We start from the raw sequence: 20,768 nt of genomic DNA, 5'->3' as shown, positions 1-20,768 counted from the left end.
GCGGCCACGCTAACGTCGATCTCGGCGCGGGTGGGGCGCAGGTCAGGTGCCGCTCAGCCGGCGACCGCGGTGTCGGCGCTGCCGCTCGGGGTGCCCCGCAGGCCGCGCCAGAACAGGCTGATCATCAACTCGGCCGCATCATCGACGCCGGTGTCGCCGGTGCTGATCCGGGTGGCCACCGCCTCCCCGGCGCCCACCAGGGCGACGGCCATCATCTCGAAGTCCTCGCCGGGTTCGGGGTTGCGGGTGCCGGCCCGCAACAGCCGACTCACCAACTCGATGATCCGCTCGCGGCCCTCCCGCACCGTGTGGGCGAACGCCTGCGAGCTGGTGGCCTGGGTGTACATCACGATCCACGACGCGCGGTTGGTGTCGATGTAGTTCAAGAACGCCAGGATGGTGTTGCGCAGCAGTTCACGGGGGGGCTGCTGAAAGTCGATGCCGGCGCGCACCGTCTCGATGAATCGGCTCAGCTCCCGGTTCAGGCAGGCACCGAACAGCTCCTCTTTGGAGCCGTAGTACAGGTACAGCATCGGCTTGGAGATCTGCGCCTCGGCGGCGATGGCGTCCATCGACGTCTCGTGGTAGCCGTTGACCGAGAACATCTGCACGGCCGCGTCCAGCATCTGCTGCTCACGGACGGCCCGCGGTAGCCGCTTGGTTCCACCCGCCATCAGCGCCACTCCTTCCGTGGTCCGCGCGGACGTACGTTACTCAAGAGTAAGCAATCGCTAAGAGTCGCCGCGGAGGGTTAGCCGCCGCAGTGCGAATTGGGCCCCTTGATCGCGGCCACCCGCCGCAGCGAGGCATCGACGGCCGGCGTCGTTAACTCGCCCGCACCGACCGCCTGCTCCAGCCGATCCAGCACCGCACCCACCTCGTCGGTGGTGACCCACAGCGCCACATCCACCCCGGCCTGCAGGCTGTGCAGCACCGCGTCCGGCACGCCGTAGTGCTCGCTGATCGCGGCCATCGACGACAGGTCGTCACTGAACACCGGGCCGTCGAACGCCGGGCCGTGATAGCCGGTGCCCTCGCGTAGCAACCGCACCGCCTCCGGGCTCAGGCTGGCCGGGTTGTCCCCGGTCAACTCGGGAACCTGCAGGTGGCCCATCATCACCGCCACCGGCGTCTGGGTGACCAGCGTCCGGTAGGGCACCAGGTCGTTGTCCTGCAGCGCGGCCAGCGGCGGGGTGACCACCCCGCCGGTGTGCGAATCCCCGGAGCCGTGGCCGTGGCCGGGGAAGTGCTTGAGCACCGGCAGCAGCCCGGCGTCGCGCAGCCCCCGGGCGTAGGCGCCGGCGTAATCGGTGACGGTGGCCGGGTCCGAGCCGAACGAGCGGTCACCGATCACGGTGTCATCGGGTGCGTCGGTGACGTCGACGACCGGCGCGAAGTCGACGGTGATGCCCCGCTCGTGCATGCGGCGGCCCCGGTCCAGCGCCAACTGGTAGACGTCGTCAACGGTCTTGGTCTGCGCCAGCACCCGGGCTGACGGGGTCGAGCCGATCAGCGACGACAGCCGCGACACCCGGCCGCCCTCCTCGTCGACACTGACCGCCAGTGGCAGCGGGCCGGCGTGCGCGGCGATGTCGGTCAGCGAGCCATCGGACAGCATGGACAAATCGGTCCAGCTGCCGATGAAGATGCCGCCGACGTGGTGGTCGGTGACCACCGCACGGGCGTCGGCCGCGTCCTTCACGCCGACCATCAGCAGCTGGGCCAGCTTGTCGCGCAGCGGCAGCGCCGCCGGATCCCCGCAGGCCGGGGTCGGTGGGGCCGCGTGCGGGGTGGCCGGCGCCGACGACGACGGGGCGGGTGGTTTGGCCGCGTGGGAACAGGCCAGCAGCACTGCGGGGAGCGCGGTGACCAGGACCGCGATCGCGGCCAGGGTGCGCGGCGACGGCAGCTGTCGAGACATCGGTCCATGCTGCCACGACCGAATCGGGCACACGCGCCGCCCCGTCGCCGCGTGCTAGTTTGGCGGTCGGGGTTTTCCCCTCGCGTCAAGACTTAAGGAGCCTGACCATGCCGCGGTTCGTGGTACCAGCCGCCGCCAGCATTGTGGTCGGCCTGTTGCTGGGGGCGGCCGCGACCTTCGGGGTGACGCTGATGGTGCAGCAAGACACCCGGCCGCACCTGGCCGGCGGTGAGCCGGACGCGTCGGTGCTCAACCGGGTCGAATACGGCCACCGCTAGACCGAACGCGTCAGCCGCATCCGGGTTCCCGTGGCACCGCTGTCCCGACGCTGGCTGTGGCTGGTCGGGGCGATCGCGCTGGCTCTAGCGTTCCTGCAGTCGCCCGGCCAGATCGCGCCGGACACCAAGCTGGACCTGACCGCCAACCCGCTGCGGTTTCTGGCCCGCGCGGCCAACCTGTGGAATTCCGAGCTGCCGTTCGGTCAGGCGCAAAACCAGGCCTACGGCTACCTGTTTCCGCACGGCACCTTCTTTTTGGCCGGCCACCTGCTGGGGCTGCCCGGCTGGACGACGCAGCGGCTGTGGTGGGCGCTGCTGCTGACCGCGGGGTTTTGGGGGCTGCTACGGGTCGCCGAGGCGCTCAACGACGGCCGCGGTATCGGCAGCCCCACCTCCCGGCTGGTCGGCGCCGCCGCGTTCGCGCTGTCGCCGCGGGTGCTGACCACGGTCGGGTCGATCTCGTCGGAAACCCTGCCGATGATGCTGGCGCCGTGGGTGCTGCTGCCGGTCATCCGCGCGCTGCGCGCCGACCCGGACCGGCCGGTGCGGGCGCTGGCCGCGCAGGCCGGGGTCGCGGTGGCGTTGATGGGAGCGGTCAACGCGGTCGCCACGCTGGCCGGCGGCCTGCCGGCGGTGATCTGGTGGCTGTGTCACCGGCCGAACCGACTGTGGTGGCGGTTCACCGGGTGGTGGCTGCTGGCCCTGACGCTGGCGGTGTCCTGGTGGGTGGTGGCGCTGCTGCTGCTGGGCCGGATCAGCCCGCCGTTCCTGGACTTCATCGAATCCTCCGGTGTCACCACGCAATGGACGTCGCTGACCGAGGTATTGCGGGGCACCGACAGCTGGACGCCGTTCGTGGCACCGCACGCCACCGCCGGCGCATCGCTGGTCACCCAGCCGGTGGCCATCCTGGGCACCTGCCTGGTCGCCGCCGCGGGGTTGGCCGGGCTGGTGCTGCGCGGCGGCGGCGAACGCGGCCGGCTGGTCACCATGCTGCTGATCGGGTTGGCGTTGCTGGCCGTCGGCTACTCCGGCGGCCTGGGTTCACCGCTGGCGCATCAGGTGCAGGCGTTTTTGGACGGGGCCGGGGCGCCGTTGCGCAACGTGCACAAGCTGGAGTCGGTGATCCGGATCCCGCTGGTGCTGGGGCTGGCCGAGTTGTTGGGCCGCGTGCCATTGCCGGGCAGCGCACCGGCGGCGGTGTGGCGGCGCGCGCTGGCCCACCCCGAGCACCACAAGCGGTTCGCGGTGGGGGTGGTGGTGTTGGTGGCGCTGATGGTCAGCACGTCGCTGGCCTGGAGCGGGCGGCTCACCCCGCCGGGGGCGTTTCGCGCGATCCCGCAGTACTGGCACGACACCGCCGACTGGCTCACCGCGCACAACACCGGGTCCCCCACCCCGGGCCGGGTGCTGGTGGTGCCCGGCGCCCCGTTCGCCACCCAGGTGTGGGGCACCAGCCACGACGAGCCGCTGCAGGTGCTCGGGGACAGCCCGTGGGGGGTGCGCGACTCGATCCCGTTGACGCCGCCGCAGACCATCCGGGCGCTGGACTCGGTGCAGCGGCTGTTCGCCGCCGGCCGCCCGTCCGCCGGGCTGGCCGATACCTTGGCCCGGCAAGGCATTTCGTATGTGGTGCTGCGCAACGACCTGGACCCCGACACGTCCCGGTCGGCCCGCCCGATCCTGGTGCACCGCGCCGTCGACGCATCACCGGGGCTGACGAAGGTCGCCCAGTTCGGTGATCCGGTCGGGCCCGGCCACGTGGCCGGGTTCGTCTCCGATAGCGGGCTGCGCCCGGCGTATCCGGCGGTGGAGATCTACCGGGTCGACACCGCGGTCGGCAACCCGGGGGCACCGTACTTCACCGACGTCGACGCGCTGGCCCGGGTCGACGGCGGCCCCGAGGTGCTGTTGCGGCTCGACGAACGCCAACGCCTGCTGGCCCGGCCGCCGCTGGGCCCGGTGCTGATGACCGCCGACGCCCGGCGCGCCGGGCTGCCCACCCCGGTGGTCACCGTCACCGACACCCCGGTGGCGCGGGAGACCGACTATGGCCGGGTCGACGACCACTCGTCGGCGATCCGGGCCGCCGAGGACGCCCGGCACACCCACAACCGGGTGCCGGACTATCCGGTGCCCGGCGCGAACCGGGTGTTCGGCGGCTGGACCGCCGGTCGCATCACCGCCTCGAGTTCGTCGGCGGACGCCACCGCGCTGCCCGACGTCGCCCCGTCAACGTCGCCGGCCGCCGCCGTCGACGGTGATCCGGCCACCGCCTGGGTGTCCAACGGGCTGCAGGCCGCGGTCGGCCAATGGCTGCAAATCGATTTCGACCATCCGCTGACCAATGCGACCATCACCATCACCCCCAGTGCGACCGCGGTCGGCGCCCAGGTTCGCCGCATGGAGATCGCCACCGTCAACGGCACCACCACGCTGCGGTTCGACGAGGCCGGTCAGCCGCTGACCGCGGCGCTGCCGGTCGGTGAGACCCCGTGGGTGCGGATCACCGCCGTCGGCACCGACGACGGCTCGACCGGGGTGCAGTTCGGCATCACCGACCTGGCCGTCACCCAGTACGACGCGTCCGGGTTCGCGCACCCGGTGGACCTGCGGCACACCGCGCTGGTGCCCGCTGCCCCGCCGGGTTCGGCGGTCGCCGGCTGGGATCTGGGCTCCGAGCTGCTGGGCCGGCCGGGCTGCGCCGGTGGGCCGCGCGGGGTGCGCTGCGCGGCGTCGCTGGCGCTGGGGCCCGAGGAGCAGGTCAACCTCGGTCGCACGCTGAGCGTGCCGGGGCCGATGTCGGTGACCCCGACGGTGTGGGTGCGACCGCGGCAGGGACCCAACCTCGCCGACCTGATCGCGCAGCCCGGCACCACCCGGGCTCGCGGCGACTCCGATGTGCTCGACGTGCTGGGCTCGGCGTACGCCGCCACCGACGGGGACCCGGCCACCGCGTGGGCCGCGCCGCAGCGCGTCGTCGCGCAGAAGACCCCGCCCACCCTCACCGTCACCCTGCCGCACCCCACCGAGGTGACCGGGCTGGAGCTGACCCCCAGCGGGTTGCCGGTGCCGTCGCGCCCGACGCTGGTGGCCGTCGACCTCGGCGCCGGCCCGCAGGTTCGCGAACTGCGGCCCAGCAAGGACGGCGACGACGGCGCCGCCCCGCAAACCCTGCGGCTCCAACCGCGGGTGACCGACACCGTCACGCTGAGCCTGCTCGGCTGGGAAGACGTCATCGACCGCACCGCAGTGGGTTTCGACCAGCTCAAACCGCCCGGGTTGGCCGAGGTGGCGGTGCTCGGCGCCGACGGTCACCCGATCGCAGCCGCCGACCCCGCCGCCAACCGGTCCCGCACCGTCACCCTGGGCTGCGATGAGGGTCCGGTGATCGCGCTCGCCGGCCGGTTTGTGCACACCTCGATCACCACCACGGTGGGCCGGTTGCTCGACGGTGAGCCGGTGGCGGCCCGCGCCTGCGAGCGGGAGCCGATCGCGCTGCCACCCGGTCAGCAGGAACTACTGATCAGCCCCGGGGAACGGTTCATCGTCGACGGCGCGCAGCTCGCGAGTACCGCGGCGGCCAAGCCGTCGCCCGCCGCCGTGGCGCCCGCCGACACCGGGGCGTGGGGCGCGGCCCGGCGCGAGGTGCGGGCGGCGCCGTCGCCGACCGACCGGGTGCTGGTGGTGCCCGAAAGCATCAACCCCGGCTGGGTGGCGCGCAGCGCCGACGGCACCCGGCTGGCCCCGGTCGCGGTCAACGGCTGGCAGCAGGGCTGGGTGGTGCCGGCCGGGACGGCGGGCCCCATCGCGCTGACCTTCGCCTCCAACACGGCCTACCGGGCCGGGCTGGCCGGCGGGTTGGCGCTGCTGCCGCTGCTGGCGTTGCTGGCGTGGTGGCCAGCCCGGCGCCCGGTGCGCCCGGGGGAACCGGCACGCCCCTGGGCGCCGGGTCGCGGGGCGACGCTGCTCGCGGTGCTGGGCGCCGGCGCGGTGATCGCCGGGGCCGCCGGGGCCGCGGTGTTCGGCGGCGCGCTCGGGGTGGGTTACGGCCTGCGCCATCGGGGGCAGCTGCGCGACGCGGTGCTGCTCGGGTTGAGCGCCGGTGGGCTGACCCTGGCCGGGGCGGTGCTGTCCCGCTATCCGTGGCGGTCGGTGGACGGCTACGTCGGGCATTCCGCGGGCGTGCAGCTACTGGCGCTGATTTCGGTGGCCGCGGTGGTCGCGTCGGTCGCGCCTCGGCCCGGTGCCGACGCCCGGCCCGGTGCCGACGCCGGGCCCGGTGCCGACGCCGAGATCGACGGCAGCGCGGGAAACACCGAGTAGACGCCGCGCTAACGACGATCTCGGCGCTAGGTCGAGGGCGCTAGGTCGAGGGCGCGGTGCGCCGCCGGAATCCTTCGAAGGGGTTCCAGGATTGGCTGTGCTGCACGGCGTGCAGGTAGTAGGCGTAGTTGGCGGTCACCATCGCCGCGGCGCCGAAACCGAAGGTCACCGCGCGGGCGATGGAGTCCGGCGCCTCGATGAAATACATCACCGCCCCGGCGGCGAGGCCGGCCGCCAGCAACGTAGCCCCCTTGCGCCACATGCCTTTGGCGAAAAAGTAGAACGGGCCGAATAAAAACGCCAGAAAGTTCGAGTTCAGGCGCAGCCGGGTGCCGAACGGCAACTCCTTGAACGCGGCCCGCGCCTGCGGCGACGACGAGGGCAGCCCGTAGGCGTGGAAAAACTCGAACCGTTGCCGCCAGGGGCCCGGCGTATCGGCGAAGGCAGATTCGAACACGAGCAAACACTACACCGGCGCACCGGTCACCAAGCCGGTTTACAACGTCTCGTCGAGGTGGCCGAGCCGGTCCGTCAACCCGATGTTCTCCGAATAGTCGACCGGGCAGGAGATCAGCGACACCGCGTCGTCGGCCAGGGCGGTCCGCAACGTCGGCAACAGCTCCTCGGCGCCGGTGATCCGATACCCTTTGGCGCCAAAGCTTTGCGCGTACGCCACGATGTCGGGGTTGCCGAACGAGACGTAGTGGTGTTCGCCCAGTTCAAGGTCCATCTTCCACTCGATGAGCCCGTAGCCGCCGTCCTCCCAGATCAGCACCACCAGCGGGATCTTCTCGCGGACCGCGGTCTCGATCTCCTGGGAGTTCATCAGAAACGCGCCGTCGCCGACCACGGCGAGCACCTTCGCCTCCGGCCGGGCCAGCTTGACGCCGAGCGCACCGGGCAGCGCAAACGCCATGGTGGACAACCCGTTAGAGATCAGGCAGGTGTTGCGTTCGTAGGTCGGATACAGCCGGGCCATCCACATCTTGGTCGCACCGGTGTCCACCAGCACCACATCGGAGCGCCCCAGCGCCGCCCGGGTATCGGCGACGATCCGCTGCGGCGCCAATGGGAACCGTGAATCAGATTGGCCGCGTTCGAATTCCGCGGCCAATAGGCCGGCACCGGGCGCGTCGCAGTCAGCGTGGAACCGGTGGCCGGACAGCGCGTCGGTGAGCGCGGTCAGCGACGCGCTGATATCGCCCTCGATCCCGACGTCCACCGAATAGTGGGCGTCGACTTCGGCGGGGAACCGGTGGATGTGGATGATCTTCTTGTCGGCGTGCGGGTTGACCCGGGCCGGGTCGAATTCCTGCAGCTCGTAGCCGACCGCGACGATCACGTCGGCGCTGTCGAAGCCGAAGTTGACGTAGTCGCGGCGCATGAAACCGATCGTGCCGATGCTGTTGGGGTGATCGTCGGGCATCACCCCTTTGCCGTGGAAGGTGTTGGCGACCTGGACACCGAGTTCGTCGGCGAACCGGACCAGCGCCGCGGTAGCGTCGGCGCGCGCCGCCCCGTGCCCGGCCAACACCACCGGCCGCTGCGCGGTCCGCAGGATGTCGACCGCTCGCTGCACCTGCCGGGCCGACGGCGCCTCGGCGCGGACCACGTTGCGCGGCAACGGTGTTAGGCCGGGATAGTCAGCGACATCAGCGTCGATGTGTTCGGGCACCGCCAGATACACCGCGGCGGGCCGTTCACTCTCGGCGAGCTTGAACGCCTTGCGAAACATCTCCGGGATCGCGTGCACCCGCGGGACGGCGTCGGCCCAGCGGGTAATCGGCGCGAACATGCGCACCAGGTCGACGTACTGGTGCGACTCTTTGTACTGGCGGTCGTGTCCGACCTGGGCGGAGATGGCCACCATCGGGGTGCTGTTGGTGGTGGCGTCGGCGACCCCGAGTTGCATGTTGATCGCCCCCGGCCCCAGCGTCGTCGACACCACCGCCGCGCGGCCGGTCACCCGCCCGTACATCTCGGCCATGAACGCCGCCGCCTGCTCATGGCGGGTCAGGATGTAGCGGATATCGGACTTGGCCAGCGCCTGGGTGAACCGGATGTTCTCCTCGCCGGGAATGCCGAAGACGACGGTGACTCCCTCGTTTTCCAGACACGCGACCATCAACTGGGCGGCTGTGCTCATCGGTCACCTCCTGGCGCCACGATAGTGGCAGGCTGGGGAGCGAGCCCTTCGTAGTCCAGCGCCAAAGGAGGTCCGCGTGTCCATAGCCACGATCAACCCGGCCACCGGGGAGACAGTCAAGACGTTCAACCCGGCCACCAGCGCGGAGATCGACGCCGCGATCACCCGTGCCCATAACCGGTTCGCCGACTATCGCCGCACCAGCTTCGCCCAGCGCGCCGCCTGGATGCACGCCGCCGCCGACCTGCTGGAGACCGAGGCCGACGAGGTCGCGGCGATGATGACCCTGGAGATGGGCAAGACGCTGGTGTCGGCCAAGGCCGAGGTGCTCAAATGCGTCAAGGGCTTCCGATACTACGCCGACCAGGCCGAAACCCTGCTGGCCGATGAACCGGCCGACGCCACGCTGGTGGGCGCATCGCGGGCGTACGCCCGCTACCAGCCGCTCGGGGTGGTGCTGGCGGTCATGCCGTGGAATTTCCCGTTGTGGCAGGCGGTGCGGTTTGCCTCCGCCGCGCTGATGGCCGGCAACGTCGGCCTGCTCAAACACGCCTCCAACGTGCCGCAGTGCGCGCTGTATCTGGCCGATGTGCTGGCCCGCGGCGGCTTCCCGGATGGCTGCTTCCAAACCCTGCTCATCCCGTCGAGCGCGGTGGAACAGATCCTGCGCGACCCGCGGGTGGCCGCGGCCACCCTCACCGGCAGCGAACCGGCCGGCCAGTCGGTGGCGGCGATCGCCGGCGACGAGATCAAGCACACCGTGCTTGAGCTCGGCGGCAGCGACCCCTACATCGTGATGCCCTCGGCCGACCTGGACAAGGCGGTCACGACCGCGGTCACCGCCCGGGTGCAAAACAACGGGCAATCCTGCATCGCGGCGAAGCGGTTCATCATCCACACCGACATCTACGACGAGTTTGTGGACCGGTTCGTCGACAAGATGGCGGCGCTGCGGGTCGGCGACCCGACCGACCCGGACACCGACGTCGGCCCGCTGGCCACCGAGCAGGGCCGCACCGACGTGGAAAAGCTGGTCGATCAGGCCGTCGCCGAGGGGGCGGTGGTGCGCTGCGGCGGCAAGCGGCTGGACCGGCCCGGCTGGTACTACCCGCCGACGGTGATCACCGACATCACCCGGGACATGGCGCTGTTCACCGAGGAAGTGTTCGGCCCGGTGGCCTCCATGTACCGGGCCCGCGATATCGCGGAAGCCATCGACATCGCCAACGCCACCACGTTCGGGCTGGGATCCAACGCCTGGACCGGCGACACGGCCGAGCAGCAGCGCTTCATCGATGACATCGAAGCCGGTCAGGTGTTCATCAACGGGATGACGACCTCCTACCCGGAGTTGCCGTTCGGCGGTGTCAAGCGGTCGGGCTACGGCCGGGAACTGTCCGCGCACGGGATCCGGGAGTTCTGCAACCTCAAGACGGTCTGGGTCGGGTAGCGCGGCGCTGTCCGGTTAGGTGGCGTTCTGGATCTTCTCCACCTGCTTGTTGAACAGGCTCACCGCGCCCTGGTCCGGGGTGTCGGTGTCGCCATCGCTTTTGAGGGTGATCCGGTTGGAGAGGACCTCCACCGAGGTGCCGCGCACCACCGCCAGGAACACCTGCATGGTCAGCTTCACCTTGACCGGGACCGGGGCGTTGTCCGGCTGAAGGCTTGCCACCGCGGCGTTCACCGGCACCTTGGTGCCGCTGACGTTCAACCGTTTGATGGTGCCCTTCAGGGTCAGCACATCACCCTGGAACGTCACCTCCCCACACTTGTCCAGCACCGACTGAAACTCGCTGCTGTACTGTGGGTTGGCCGCCTTGGTCACCCGGACGGTGTACCCCACCCGACTATCGCCCCCGCCGCCGCGCTCATCGGTGTTGTCCAATTCGGCTTTGGCGGTGTCGGCGGTCGCGTCGTCCTTACCCAACATGTCGTTGCACTCCGATGGGGACACGGTGACGGTCTTGTCGTCGCCCTTGTCCTCCTTGCCGGAGGTGGTGGTGAATTTCCCGGGCGGATCGAGCGTCGGGAAGTCCGATTGGGTGAGCAGCAGATCCTGCGCGGAGGCTTGCGGCGGTTTCGACGTTGATCCGCCGGCGAACACCAAGACGGCCGCCACCACCGCGGCGATGACCACCACGACCAGGCCACCGACCACCCACCACGTCTTGCGGCGCTTGGGCGGAGCTGGCGGCGGGTAACCCCAGGGGCCGTACGGACCCGGCGGTGGACCATACGGACCCGGCGGTGGACCGTACGGTCCGGCTGGCGGGCCGTAGGGTCCCGGTGGCGGCGGACCGCACTGAACGGGCGGCGGGCCGTAGGGCTGTCCCGGTGGTGGGCCCGGTGGACCGGGTGGTGGGCCGGGCGGCTGACCCGGCGGCGGGCCGTACTCGCCCGGCGGCGGCGCGCTGGGCTGCCCGGGTTCGGGTTGGCCCGGCCACTGCGGTTCGCTCACGTCTGCCCCTTCGTCGTTTTGGTCCCGACAGCCCCGGGTGCGGCGCCCGGGCGAACACGTTCACCTGCAGACGACGTTAACCGTAGACCTCGGCGGCGTCAGGCCGAGGCCGCCAGGGCTTGCCGGTCCTCGGCGGCGAAGGTGTCCTCCAGCTGCAGCGGCGCGTAGTCGAGGTCGATCTCGGCGACAGGCCGGCCGCGGGCGCTGCTGATCGTGCCGAACCGGCGCATCCCTTTGTCGGAGGCGTAGGCCACAAACTCCGCGGGTGACAGGCCGAAGGGGATGTCGGGCGCATACAGCGCGAACCCCTCCTCGGTGACCCGCAGCGCCAACGGCATCAGCTCGTTCATGCGGGTTTCGAACACCGCCCAGTTGGCGTCGTCGGCGGCGACGTGGCGCCGGCAGGTGAAGGTGCCCCAGGCCATGTGGCGACGCTCATCGTCGCCGATGCGCCGCACCAGCTCCTGCATGCCGGGCAGGATGCCACGCTCCACGCAGATCTTGTGCCAGGCGTGGTAGCCGGTCAGCGCCAACATGCCCTCCACGACATGGTTGTAGGTCACCGACGCCCGAATCTGGGCGGCCGGGGACGCATCCGCCGTCAACGCGCTCAGCGACGCCGGCAGCTCCTCGTTGAACATTTGCCGGTAGGCGGGCAGGTCGTCGAGGAAACTGTGCAGATCGTCGCCGATCCCGACGGCGTCGAGCCACAGCCGGAACACCTGGGTGTGTTTGGCCTCCTCGAACGCGAACTGCGTCAGATACATCTCGTCACCGAGCCGGCCTTCGGCGCGCATCGCCGCCATGAACGGCTGGATGTCCTTGGTGACCGCCTCCTCGCCGGCGATGAACTGCGCGCACAGCCGGGTGGCTTGGTCGCGTTCCCGGTCGGTCAGCGCCTCCCAGTCGGCGCGGTCACGGGAAAAGTCGATCTCGGCCGGGTCCCAAAACTTCGCATTGCCGCCGGCGAATAGCCGCAACGGCAGGCTGTCCCAGTTGAGGCCGCCCGCACCGAGCGACCCGTACTGCGTCCGTGTCATGAGTTGACCTCCTTCAGGCTGTTGGGATGCGGCAGCGCGGCGAACGCGGCGGACAGCACCGCCACCAGCCGGCGCACCGCCAGGGCGGGCTGCTCGGGGCTGGGCTCATCGAGCCCCAGGATCGGATCCATCCCGCGCACGTAGGGCGCCAACGCCAGGTGCGGAAAGATCAGCAGCAGCAGCGACAGCAGCGCATCGGTGTCGCTATCCGCCCGCAGATCGCCGCGGTCCTGCGCGGCCCGCACCAGCGGCCGCAGCACCTCCAGGTAGTGGCGGTGGATGACGCTGCGCACGCTGATCCGCGCGTCGGTGTCGACCTCCAGACTCGCCGCGGCGTGCAGGGCACGCTCCCGGGGATGGTCGGCGAAGTAGGCGACCCAATCGTCGAGCAGGTCGGTGAGAAAGTCGAAAAACGGTCTGCTGGAGTCGAGTTCGCGGATCCGCCGCTCGACGTAGGCGCGCACCCGTTGGCTGGCGACGTCGGCGATGAACGCATACAGGTCGCGCTTGTCGGCGAAGTATTGGAACAGGCTGCCCTTGGCGACACCGGCCCGTCGGGCGATGACGTTGAGGCTGCCGCGGGAAAACCCGTGCGCCCCGAACTCCGCCTCGGCGGCTTCCACCACCGCCGCGCGACGACTCGGATCGACCCGCGCCCACGTCACGGTCGGCATCGCGACCTCCCAGCACCGATGACCACTGGTCATTCTAGTGTGATCCAGGCCATAAACAAGGGCCCGGGGCCCGAGCGCGGACGAGCGTTCGTGACTGTGCGAGGCCATACGCCGAAGCGCCGTCTCGCGTATGAGACCGCACAATCGGCGCTATGCATCGTGGGCCAAATCCCCGGATAGCTGCTCGCGCCGTTACGGATTGCCGCGCGGCAGGATCCGCGCGTGCGGCAGCGGCGGTGCCGGCAGCCGGGCCACCTGCCCGCGGTAGCCGTCGACCTTCCCGAACCGGTCGGCTTCGTGCTGCCAGGCGTCGCGGAAGGCGACGATTTCGTCGTGGCTGCGGCCGACGAAGTTCCACCACATGACGATCTGTTCGCCGAACGGCGCGCCGCCCAGCAGCAGCGCCCGTCCGGGTGCGTCGGTGGGGTTGGTGACCGTCAGCGTCGACGCTCCGGCGCCCACGTAGCCGAGGTCGCGCCGCGCCAACGCGGTGTCGGCCAGCCGCAACGCCGCGGTGTCCACCAGCAGGCCGTGCTCGAACTGCGGGGACACCGGAAGCTGCACGCGGGCACCGGGTTCCACGGTCAGCTCGGCGCCCAGCAGCGGGGAGAAGGTCTGCACCGGTGCGGAGTGCCCGCCCATCTCACCCAGGAACACCCGGGCGGTGGCCCCGCCGAGATCGACCGGCGGCGGTGCATAGTGCTGGAAGTCCCGCGGCGCGTCGCGCGCGCCGGCGGGCAACGCCACCCACAACTGGGCTCCGTGCAGGATCGTGGTCGCCGGCGTGGAGACCTCGGAATGGCAGATGCCGTGCCCGCCGGTCATCAGGTTCAGCTCGCCCGGTCGGACCCGGGCGTGCGCGCCGCCGGAGTCGCGGTGTTCGATCTCGCCGGTGAACAGCCAGCTCACGGTCTGCAACCCGGTGTGCGGGTGCGGCGGCACGTCCATGCCGCCGGTGGCGGCCACATCGTCGGGCCCGTAGTGGTCGATGAAGCACCACGCCCCGATCAGCGAGCGCTGCTTCTGCGGCAGCGTGCGGTGCACGGTCATCGCGCGCGGCCCGCCCAACGGCACCGACCGCGCGGTGAGCACGTCGACCACCGGCCGGCCCGCTGCATCGACGCAGGGCCCGCGTTCGGCGCGCAGTTCGGCGGGATGCGCTTCGGTGTTGCTCACCGGAAAGCCCGCCGCGGGCTAGACGTCTCGGGCGTGGGTGCCGCCTTCGTCGATTCCCCACGCCACGATGCGCCGCGGGGTGATGCGGATGATGTCGCCGGAAAAACCGTCGGCGGGGGGCCGTTCGCGCGGCAGGGTGGTCGCGGTGCCGCGGATCTCGATGCCCTGGATGTTGCGCGGCTGGGGTATCACGTGGTCGACGATGAACGACACCTGCGGATTGTGAATGATGTTGCGCCACTTCTGGGTCTGCGCCAGGATGGGTCCGAAAATTTCGATCGTGGCGTCGTCCGAGCCGAGATGCACATTGACCGGCCGGACCTGCGGTTTCCCGCCGGGCCCAACCGTGCACAGCCGCCCGATCGGCTGCTTGCGCAGGAATGCCAGCTCAGCCTTGGTAAACACCATGGTGTCGCCTCCGGTTCGCGGTGGACATCGACAGGTCGATCGTAATCATGCGGCACGGCACCGACGGCCGCCAGCGCCGCTGTGGCCATTCCACCGAATAACCGTCCGCTATCCGCTTAGCATCGGGTGCGTGTCAGCGCTGAATACCGCCCGGGGACCGATCGACACCACCGATTTGGGTGTCACCCTGATGCACGAACACGTGTTCATCATGACCACCGAGATCGCCGAGAACTACCCGGAAGCCTGGGGCGACGAGGACCAGCGAGTGGCCGACGCCATCACGCGGCTCGGCGAGCTCAAGGCCGCCGGGGTGGACACCATCGTCGACCTGACCGTGATCGGGTTGGGCCGCTACATCCCCCGCATCGCCCGGGTCGCCGCGGCCACCGAACTGAATATCGTGGTGGCCACCGGCGTGTACACCTACAACGACGTGCCGTTCCGATTCCACTATCAAGGGCCCGGGACCATGCTGGACGGCCCCGAGCCCATGACGGACATGTTCGTCCGCGACATCGAGGAAGGCATCGCCGACACCGGCATCAAGGCGGCGATCCTCAAATGCGCCACCGACGAGCCGGGCATCACCCCCGGGGTGGAGCGGGTGCTGCGGGCCGTCGCGCAGGCCCACAAGCGCACCGGGGTGCCGATCTCCACCCACACCCACGCGGGGCTGCGGCGCGGCCTAGAGCAGCAACGCATCTTCGAAGAGGAGGGCGTCGACCTCTCCCGGGTGGTGATCGGGCACTCCGGCGACAGCACCGACCTGGACTACCTGGAGCAACTGATCGCCAACGGCTCCTATCTCGGGATGGACCGGTTCGGCATCGATTTGATCCTGCCGTTCGAGGACCGGGTGAACACCGTGGCGCGAATGTGCGAACGCGGGCACGCCGACAAGATGGTGCTCTCCCACGACGCCAACTGCTATTTCGACGCGCTGCCCGAGGAGCTGATGCCGGTGGCGGCGCCGAACTGGCACTACTTGCACATCCACAACGACGTCATTCCCGCGCTCAAGGAGCGCGGCGTCACCGACGAGCAGCTGCACACCATGCTGGTGGACAACCCGCGCCGGATCTTCGAACGCCAGGGCGGCTACTGAGCCTTGACACGCACCTTCGACGAGCTGGTGGCCGAGGCCGAGGCGGTGTCGGTCGGGGGCTGGGACTTCTCCTGGTTGGACGGCCGGGCCAGCGAACAGCGCCCGTCGTGGGGATACCAACGCCTGCTGCGCGGCCGGCTAGCGCAGGTGGCGTCCGCACTCGACATCGACACCGGCGGCGGGGAGGTCCTGGCCGGCGCCGGCCCGTTTCCCCCGACGATGGCCGCCACCGAGCCGTGGCCGCCGAACCTGCCCCTGGCCACCCAGCGGCTGCATCCGCTGGGTGTGGTGGTGGTCGCCACCACCGGCAAGCCGCCGCTGCCGTTCGCCGATGCGGCCTTCGATCTGGTGTGCAGTCGGCATCCGGGTGCGCTGTGGTGGGGCGAGTTCGCGCGGGTGCTCAAACCGGGCGGCAGCTACTTTGCCCAGCACGTGGGGGCGCTGTACTTTCCGAACCTGATCGAGTACTTCGTGGGGCCCTGCCGGCACGAGTTGCAGCGCGGGCAGCTGAATCCGGAGACCGCCAAGGATCAGGTGGCCGCGGCCGGACTCGACGTGGTCGATTTGCGCCATGAGCAGATCCGCGTCGAGTTTTTCGACGTCGGCGCGCTGATCTACTTTCTGCGCAAGTTGAATTGGGTGGTTCCCGGCTTCAGCGTCGCCAGATACCGTGACCGGCTGCACGGCTTGCACCAGCAGATCCAAGCCGACGGCCGCTTCGCCACCCACACCTCACGGGTGCTGATCGAGGCCCGCAAGCCGGGCTGACGCGGTCAGCGCGGGATCGGTTCGGGTTCGTCGGTGATCGCGCTGTCCAGCGGCGGCGCCGGATGTTGTTCGCGAATTTCCCAGCGCCGCAACGCTTCCCGGCACGGCGATTCCACCAGCGCGTAGCTGACGGCGGCCAGCGCGATTCCGAAGACCAAGGTCAGCACCAGGGTCACCGGCATATCCCCGCTGAACGCGAACCGGCCGATCACCGGGAACACCATGTCCAGCGCCGCCAGGTGCCAGATGAACAGGCCGTAGGACCAGCGGCCCAACGTCACCATCGGCTCGCTGCCCAGGATGCGGTGCGGAGTGTCGGGGCGGTCAAGCACCAGCGGCGCCAACAGCGCACCGGCCAGCAGCGCCCCCATCGCGGTCCGGACGATGAACTGGCCGACCGTGGCCTGGGTCATCCCGGACGGGCCGGCCAGCGGCGAGGCGGAGATCAGGAACGCGATCAGCGCGATGCCGGCCACCACCACCCGGCGGCGCGCCAACCGGTGCACCCAACCGATGGGGCTGACCGTCCACTCGGCCAGCAGCATGCCCGCCCCGAACCAGGACGCGTAGGCCGGCGCCCAGTTCAGCGGGTTGGCGCCGTGCGGGGGGTGGATCGGCAGGAAGCCCCAGCCGAAGCTGAGTACCATCACCGCGGCGATCACCGGCACCCGGGCGCGCACCGGCAGCCGACGGGCCAGCAGCGCCAGCACCGGCAACGCGATATAGAAGCTCACCTCCACCGCCAGGCTCCACATCTGGGTCAGCCCCGCGGTCAGCGTGAGCGGCACATAGATCTGGGTCAACGTCAGATTCGCCAACCACACCGTCGCGCTGGCGCCGGCGGCGTCGGGCAGCAGCAACAGGATCACCACCACCGCCACCACATACGCCGGCATGATCCGCACCAGCCGAGAACGCAGATAGTGGCTGGTCGGTGGGACTTTCCGCAGGCCGCGGGCGGCGGCGGCGTGACCGCGCCACAGCAAGAACCCGGACAGCGCGAAAAACACCGCCACGGCCAGGTCAAAGCGCCCGAGCAGCCGACCGGAGATGCCGCTGGAATGCCCGGTTTGGAACGCGACGTGGGTGATGACCACCCCGATCGCGGCGCAGGCGCGCATCCCCTCCACGGCGGGCAAGAAACTGCGCGTTCCGCCCACCTGCTGGTCGATCATGACGAACAGTCTGCCTGTGCCGCGGCGCGACGCCCACCCGGGCGACCGCGTTCGCTCACCGGGCGCTTAGCCGAAGCCTTAAATTCTGCTGTTAGGGTCGAAGCGGTTTTTCTCGCTGCCCAACCGGGTAGTGAGGGTGGACCGCGCCGTTTTGGGCCAGAAGGAGGGCACGGCAACGTGAACCGAGCAGTGATGCTGCGCATCGCGGCATGCGGCGTCATGGGACTCGGGGCTGCCCTATTGATCGCCGCATTGTTGCTGTCCACCTACACCGCCAGCCGGGTGGCCAAGATCCCGCTCGATATCGACACCAAGCTGGTCAGTGAGGGCAGCGGAACCGCGCTGGACCCGCATTCGCTGTCCACCGAGCACGTCGCCATCGACAAGGACGTGCCGCTGGTGTCCCAGCAGCAGGTCAGCGTGGAGTCACCCGCCAACGCCGGGGTGGTCACCCTGCAGGTCGGCACCTCGGTGCGCCGCACCGACCGGCAAAAGGACGCCGGTCTGCTGCTGGCGATCGTCGACACCGTCACGCTGAACCGCAGCACGGCGATGGCGGTCTCCGACGACACCCATCCCGGCGGCGCCATCCAAAAGCCCCGCACGATCGAGGACGACAACCCGCCCACCCCGATCGCGCTGCCGCACGAAGGGTTGTCCTACCGCTTCCCGTTCCACACCAAAAAGGTGTCCTATCAGTACTTCGACCCGATCGCGCAGAAGGCGTTCGACGCCAACTACCAGGGCGAGGACGACGTCAACGGGTTGACCGCGTTCCGGTTCACCCAGAACGTCGGCTATGACGCCGACGGCAAGCTGGACGAGCCGGTGAAGTACCCGTCGCTGTACCCCAAGGACGAGGACGGCGAGGTCACCGCACCGGCGTCGATGTGGAACATCGAGACCGACGATCCGGACGAGAAGATCACCATGACCCGGTACTACGCCGCGCAGCGGACCTTCTGGGTGGACCCGGTGTCCGGCACCATCGTCAAGGCCGAGGAACACGCCAACCACTACTACGCTCGTGACCCGCTGAAACCCGAGCTGACGGTGGCCGACTACAAGGTCACCTCCACCGAGGAGACGGTCGAAGCGCAGGTCAACACCGCCCGCGATGAGCGGGATCGGGTGGCATTGTGGTCGCGGGTGCTGCCGATCAGCTGCACCGCGGCCGGGTTGATCGCATTGCTCGGCGGCGTGCTGCTCGGGTGGTTCGGCATGCGGACCGAGGCTGCGCTGATCGACCCCGGCCTGGACACCGCCGAGCACGGCTTCTTCGAGAGCTTCTTTAGCAGCTTCGGGCGCACGACGGCACCGGGCGAACCGGTGTCCGGGGCTGAGGCCGAGACCGAGAAACTCCCGGCCCAGCATCCGTTGCTGCACCCGGAGGGACGGCCACGTGATGAGGGCCCGCCCGAGGACGGACCACCCGAACAAGGTCCACCCGATCGTCCGTAGGACGGCACGTCGCCGGATGCGCCGGTGGGCCGGTCCGGGATACGCGCTGATGCTGGCGCTGCTGGTGGTGGCGCCGCTGCTGGGTCCGGGATATCTGCTGCTGCGCGACGCGGTGTCGACGCCGCGGTCCTACCTGTCCGACGCTGCCCTCGGGTTGGGTGAGTCGGCGCCGCGGGCGACCCCGCAGGATTTCGCGGTCGCGGCGGCGTCGCATCTGGTCGACGGCGGCGTTGTGGTCAAGGCGCTGCTGCTGGTGGGGCTGTGGCTGGCCGGGTGCGGGGCGGCGCGGCTGGTGGCGACCGTGCTGCCGGCATCCGGGCGGCCCGGCCAGTTCGTGGCGATCACCGTGGCGATCTGGAATCCGTATGTTGCCGAACGGCTGCTGCAAGGGCACTGGAGCCTGCTGGTGGGGTATGGCTGCCTGCCGTGGGTGGCCGCGACGACGCTGGCGTTGCGCACGTCGGGCCCGGCCGGCAACTCCGGCGAGCGTGCGCAGTTGCACGCCCAGACGCCGGAAAACCCGTACATCTGCGCACGCTCGCGGGCCTGGCCGGGCTTCTTCGCGCTGGCGTTCTGGCTGGCGTTGGCCGGCCTGACGCCGACCGGGCTGATACTGGCCGCAACGGTGGCCCTGGTCTGCCTGGTGCCGTCCGGCGCGGGCCGGCCGCGGTGGCAGTGCGCCGCCGTGACGCTGGCCGCCGCCGCGGTGGCGGCACTGCCCTGGCTGCTGGGCTGGACGCTGGGGGCGGCGTGCTGCACGCCCGACGCGGCACCGGGGGTGGACGCCTTCGCGGCCCGCGCCGAACCGGGCCTGGGCACCCTGGGCAGCCTGGCCAGCCTGGGCGGGATCTGGAATGCCGAAGCCGTACCCGGCTCGCGGACCACGTTATTCACGGTCGCGGCGGCCGTGGTGATGTTGGGCGTGGTGGCCGCCGGGCTGCCGGCGGTGCTGCGGCGCCGCCCGGCGCTGCCGCTGCTGGTGCTGGCGGCGGTCGCGGTGCTGGTTCCCGCCGCGCTGGCCACCGGGCCGGGCCTGGCGGTTCTGCGGGCGCTGCTCGATGCGGTGCCCGGTCTCGGGGTGCTGCGCGACGGGCAGAAATGGGTGGCGTTGGCGATGCCCGGCTATGCGTTGGCCGCCGCGGGCGCCGTGCTGACCGCGCGGCGCTGGCTTGCGCCCGCGGTGACGGCGGTGGCCTGCTGTGTGGCGGTGCTGGCCGGCTTACCCGACTTGGCCTGGGGGGCATGGGGGAAGGTCGCGCCGGTGCACTATCCGAGCGGCTGGGCGGCGGTGGCGGCCCGCATCAACGCCGACCCGCGGCCGGTGGCGGTGCTTCCGGCCGACAGCATGCGCCGCTTCGCCTGGGCCGGCGCGGCGCCGGTGCTCGATCCACTGCCGCGGTGGGTGCGCGCCAACGTGTGGGCCACCGGAGATCTCAACGTCGCCGGGCACACCGTTCCCGGCGAAGGTGCGCGGGCCCGGGACGTGCAGCGGCTGTTGCTGGCGGGGGCAGACCCCGCCGCGCTGAGCAACGCCGGGGTGGGCTGGGTGGTCGTCGAATCCGGCGGTGAGCTAGGTGCGGCCGCAAAGACATTAGATCGGGTGCCGGTGGCCTACCGCGACAGCGACCTCGCCCTGTACCGGCTGCGCGGTGACACCGCCGGAGCAGGCGCCGACCGCCGCCGCGCCGCGGTCGCGGCCCACCTGGCGTGGCTGGCGCTGCTGGTGGCGGGTGGCACGGGTGCGGCGGTGGCCGGCTGGCGCCGCCGGGAGCATGACAAGGTCGGCAGCGACGGCTGAAGAAGGCGGCGTGTCTGTGTCGCGCGAACGC

General features: G+C 70.5%; 17 protein-coding genes. 7 read left to right on the top strand and 10 right to left on the bottom strand.

From position 1 onward, the window contains the following. Positions 1–53: 53 nt before the first annotated feature. Together ACAG26_RS17035 and ACAG26_RS17030 are read right to left on the bottom strand one after the other, a co-directional pair. Positions 54–674 carry a TetR/AcrR family transcriptional regulator gene (locus ACAG26_RS17035; RefSeq protein WP_370484215.1) on the bottom strand — a complete coding sequence of 207 codons (621 nt, stop codon included), beginning with the start codon at positions 672–674 and terminating at the stop codon, positions 54–56. Positions 675–751: 77 nt separating this feature from the next. Beyond that, complete coding sequence (locus tag ACAG26_RS17030) at positions 752–1,921, bottom strand: glycoside hydrolase family 3 N-terminal domain-containing protein (RefSeq protein WP_370484213.1); 1,170 nt, start codon at positions 1,919–1,921, stop codon at positions 752–754. A gap of 107 nt (positions 1,922–2,028) precedes the next feature. Between ACAG26_RS17030 and ACAG26_RS17025 the strand changes: the two genes are divergently transcribed. Both ACAG26_RS17025 and ACAG26_RS17020 read left to right on the top strand, forming a co-directional pair. Next, on the top strand, positions 2,029–2,199 hold the full coding sequence (locus ACAG26_RS17025) for a DUF2613 domain-containing protein (RefSeq protein WP_071028218.1): 171 nt from the start codon (positions 2,029–2,031) through the stop codon (positions 2,197–2,199). Between the two features lie 30 nt (positions 2,200–2,229). Continuing rightward, entirely contained in the window at positions 2,230–6,525 is a 4,296-nt protein-coding gene (locus ACAG26_RS17020; protein WP_370484209.1) for an alpha-(1->3)-arabinofuranosyltransferase family protein, read from the top strand. A 40-nt stretch (positions 6,526–6,565) separates the two neighbouring features. Here the strand turns inward: ACAG26_RS17020 and ACAG26_RS17015 are convergent, their stop codons facing one another. Next, entirely contained in the window at positions 6,566–6,982 is a 417-nt protein-coding gene (locus tag ACAG26_RS17015; protein ID WP_370484207.1) for a DUF2628 domain-containing protein, read from the bottom strand. Positions 6,983–7,021: 39 nt separating this feature from the next. Further along, the gene (locus ACAG26_RS17010; protein ID WP_370484206.1) at positions 7,022–8,671 is read right to left on the bottom strand and encodes an acetolactate synthase large subunit; all 1,650 of its coding nucleotides are present in this window, start codon (positions 8,669–8,671) and stop codon (positions 7,022–7,024) included. Between the two features lie 76 nt (positions 8,672–8,747). Between ACAG26_RS17010 and ACAG26_RS17005 the strand changes: the two genes are divergently transcribed. Beyond that, a complete protein-coding gene (locus ACAG26_RS17005) occupies positions 8,748–10,121 on the top strand; it encodes an NADP-dependent succinic semialdehyde dehydrogenase (RefSeq protein WP_370484204.1) in 1,374 nt (457 codons plus the stop codon). Between the two features lie 15 nt (positions 10,122–10,136). On the opposite strand, the gene ACAG26_RS17000 is transcribed toward ACAG26_RS17005, so the two are convergent. The 5 genes from ACAG26_RS17000 to ACAG26_RS16980 form a co-directional block, all read right to left on the bottom strand. Then, the gene (locus ACAG26_RS17000; protein ID WP_370484201.1) at positions 10,137–11,129 is read right to left on the bottom strand and encodes a hypothetical protein; all 993 of its coding nucleotides are present in this window, start codon (positions 11,127–11,129) and stop codon (positions 10,137–10,139) included. A 98-nt stretch (positions 11,130–11,227) separates the two neighbouring features. Continuing rightward, positions 11,228–12,169, bottom strand: coding sequence for a R2-like ligand-binding oxidase (locus tag ACAG26_RS16995; protein WP_370484199.1), 942 nt, complete (start codon positions 12,167–12,169; stop codon positions 11,228–11,230). Then, positions 12,166–12,843 carry a TetR family transcriptional regulator gene (locus tag ACAG26_RS16990; RefSeq protein WP_370484197.1) on the bottom strand — a complete coding sequence of 226 codons (678 nt, stop codon included), beginning with the start codon at positions 12,841–12,843 and terminating at the stop codon, positions 12,166–12,168. Before ACAG26_RS16990 ends, ACAG26_RS16995 begins: the two co-directional genes overlap by 4 nt. A 192-nt stretch (positions 12,844–13,035) precedes the next feature. After that, positions 13,036–14,019 carry a pirin family protein gene (locus tag ACAG26_RS16985; protein ID WP_370484196.1) on the bottom strand — a complete coding sequence of 328 codons (984 nt, stop codon included), beginning with the start codon at positions 14,017–14,019 and terminating at the stop codon, positions 13,036–13,038. Between the two features lie 18 nt (positions 14,020–14,037). Continuing rightward, entirely contained in the window at positions 14,038–14,427 is a 390-nt protein-coding gene (locus tag ACAG26_RS16980; RefSeq protein ID WP_071028234.1) for a PPOX class F420-dependent oxidoreductase, read from the bottom strand. Between the two features lie 130 nt (positions 14,428–14,557). Between ACAG26_RS16980 and ACAG26_RS16975 the strand changes: the two genes are divergently transcribed. Then, positions 14,558–15,535 (top strand): phosphotriesterase-related protein, encoded by a 978-nt coding sequence (locus ACAG26_RS16975; protein ID WP_370484195.1) that lies wholly within the window; start codon positions 14,558–14,560, stop codon positions 15,533–15,535. Positions 15,536–15,538: 3 nt separating this feature from the next. Then, complete coding sequence (locus tag ACAG26_RS16970) at positions 15,539–16,303, top strand: class I SAM-dependent methyltransferase (protein WP_370484193.1); 765 nt, start codon at positions 15,539–15,541, stop codon at positions 16,301–16,303. 5 nt (positions 16,304–16,308) lie between these two features. Here ACAG26_RS16970 and ACAG26_RS16965 read toward each other — a convergent pair whose 3' ends face one another. After that, entirely contained in the window at positions 16,309–17,478 is a 1,170-nt protein-coding gene (locus ACAG26_RS16965) for an acyltransferase family protein (protein WP_370484192.1), read from the bottom strand. Between the two features lie 177 nt (positions 17,479–17,655). Between ACAG26_RS16965 and ACAG26_RS16960 the strand changes: the two genes are divergently transcribed. Together ACAG26_RS16960 and ACAG26_RS16955 are read left to right on the top strand one after the other, a co-directional pair. Continuing rightward, positions 17,656–18,939 carry a DUF3068 domain-containing protein gene (locus tag ACAG26_RS16960; RefSeq protein WP_370484190.1) on the top strand — a complete coding sequence of 428 codons (1,284 nt, stop codon included), beginning with the start codon at positions 17,656–17,658 and terminating at the stop codon, positions 18,937–18,939. A gap of 16 nt (positions 18,940–18,955) precedes the next feature. Next, positions 18,956–20,737 carry a hypothetical protein gene (locus ACAG26_RS16955; protein ID WP_370484189.1) on the top strand — a complete coding sequence of 594 codons (1,782 nt, stop codon included), beginning with the start codon at positions 18,956–18,958 and terminating at the stop codon, positions 20,735–20,737. Positions 20,738–20,768 lie beyond the last annotated feature (31 nt).

This window comes from Mycobacterium sp. pUA109 (assembly GCF_041287095.1).
GTDB lineage: Bacteria > Actinomycetota > Actinomycetes > Mycobacteriales > Mycobacteriaceae > Mycobacterium.
This window is presented reverse-complemented; position numbering and strand designations above follow the sequence as displayed.

Coding starts and splice junctions, on each gene's coding strand:
- ACAG26_RS17035 (WP_370484215.1), bottom strand. CDS start 674: ATGGCGGGTGGAACCAAGCGGCTACCGCGGGCCGTCCGTGAGCAGCAG.
- ACAG26_RS17030 (WP_370484213.1), bottom strand. CDS start 1,921: ATGTCTCGACAGCTGCCGTCGCCGCGCACCCTGGCCGCGATCGCGGTC.
- ACAG26_RS17025 (WP_071028218.1), top strand. CDS start 2,029: ATGCCGCGGTTCGTGGTACCAGCCGCCGCCAGCATTGTGGTCGGCCTG.
- ACAG26_RS17010 (WP_370484206.1), bottom strand. CDS start 8,671: ATGAGCACAGCCGCCCAGTTGATGGTCGCGTGTCTGGAAAACGAGGGA.
- ACAG26_RS16995 (WP_370484199.1), bottom strand. CDS start 12,169: ATGACACGGACGCAGTACGGGTCGCTCGGTGCGGGCGGCCTCAACTGG.
- ACAG26_RS16990 (WP_370484197.1), bottom strand. CDS start 12,843: ATGCCGACCGTGACGTGGGCGCGGGTCGATCCGAGTCGTCGCGCGGCG.
- ACAG26_RS16980 (WP_071028234.1), bottom strand. CDS start 14,427: ATGGTGTTTACCAAGGCTGAGCTGGCATTCCTGCGCAAGCAGCCGATC.
- ACAG26_RS16965 (WP_370484192.1), bottom strand. CDS start 17,478: ATGATCGACCAGCAGGTGGGCGGAACGCGCAGTTTCTTGCCCGCCGTG.
- ACAG26_RS16955 (WP_370484189.1), top strand. CDS start 18,956: ATGCGCCGGTGGGCCGGTCCGGGATACGCGCTGATGCTGGCGCTGCTG.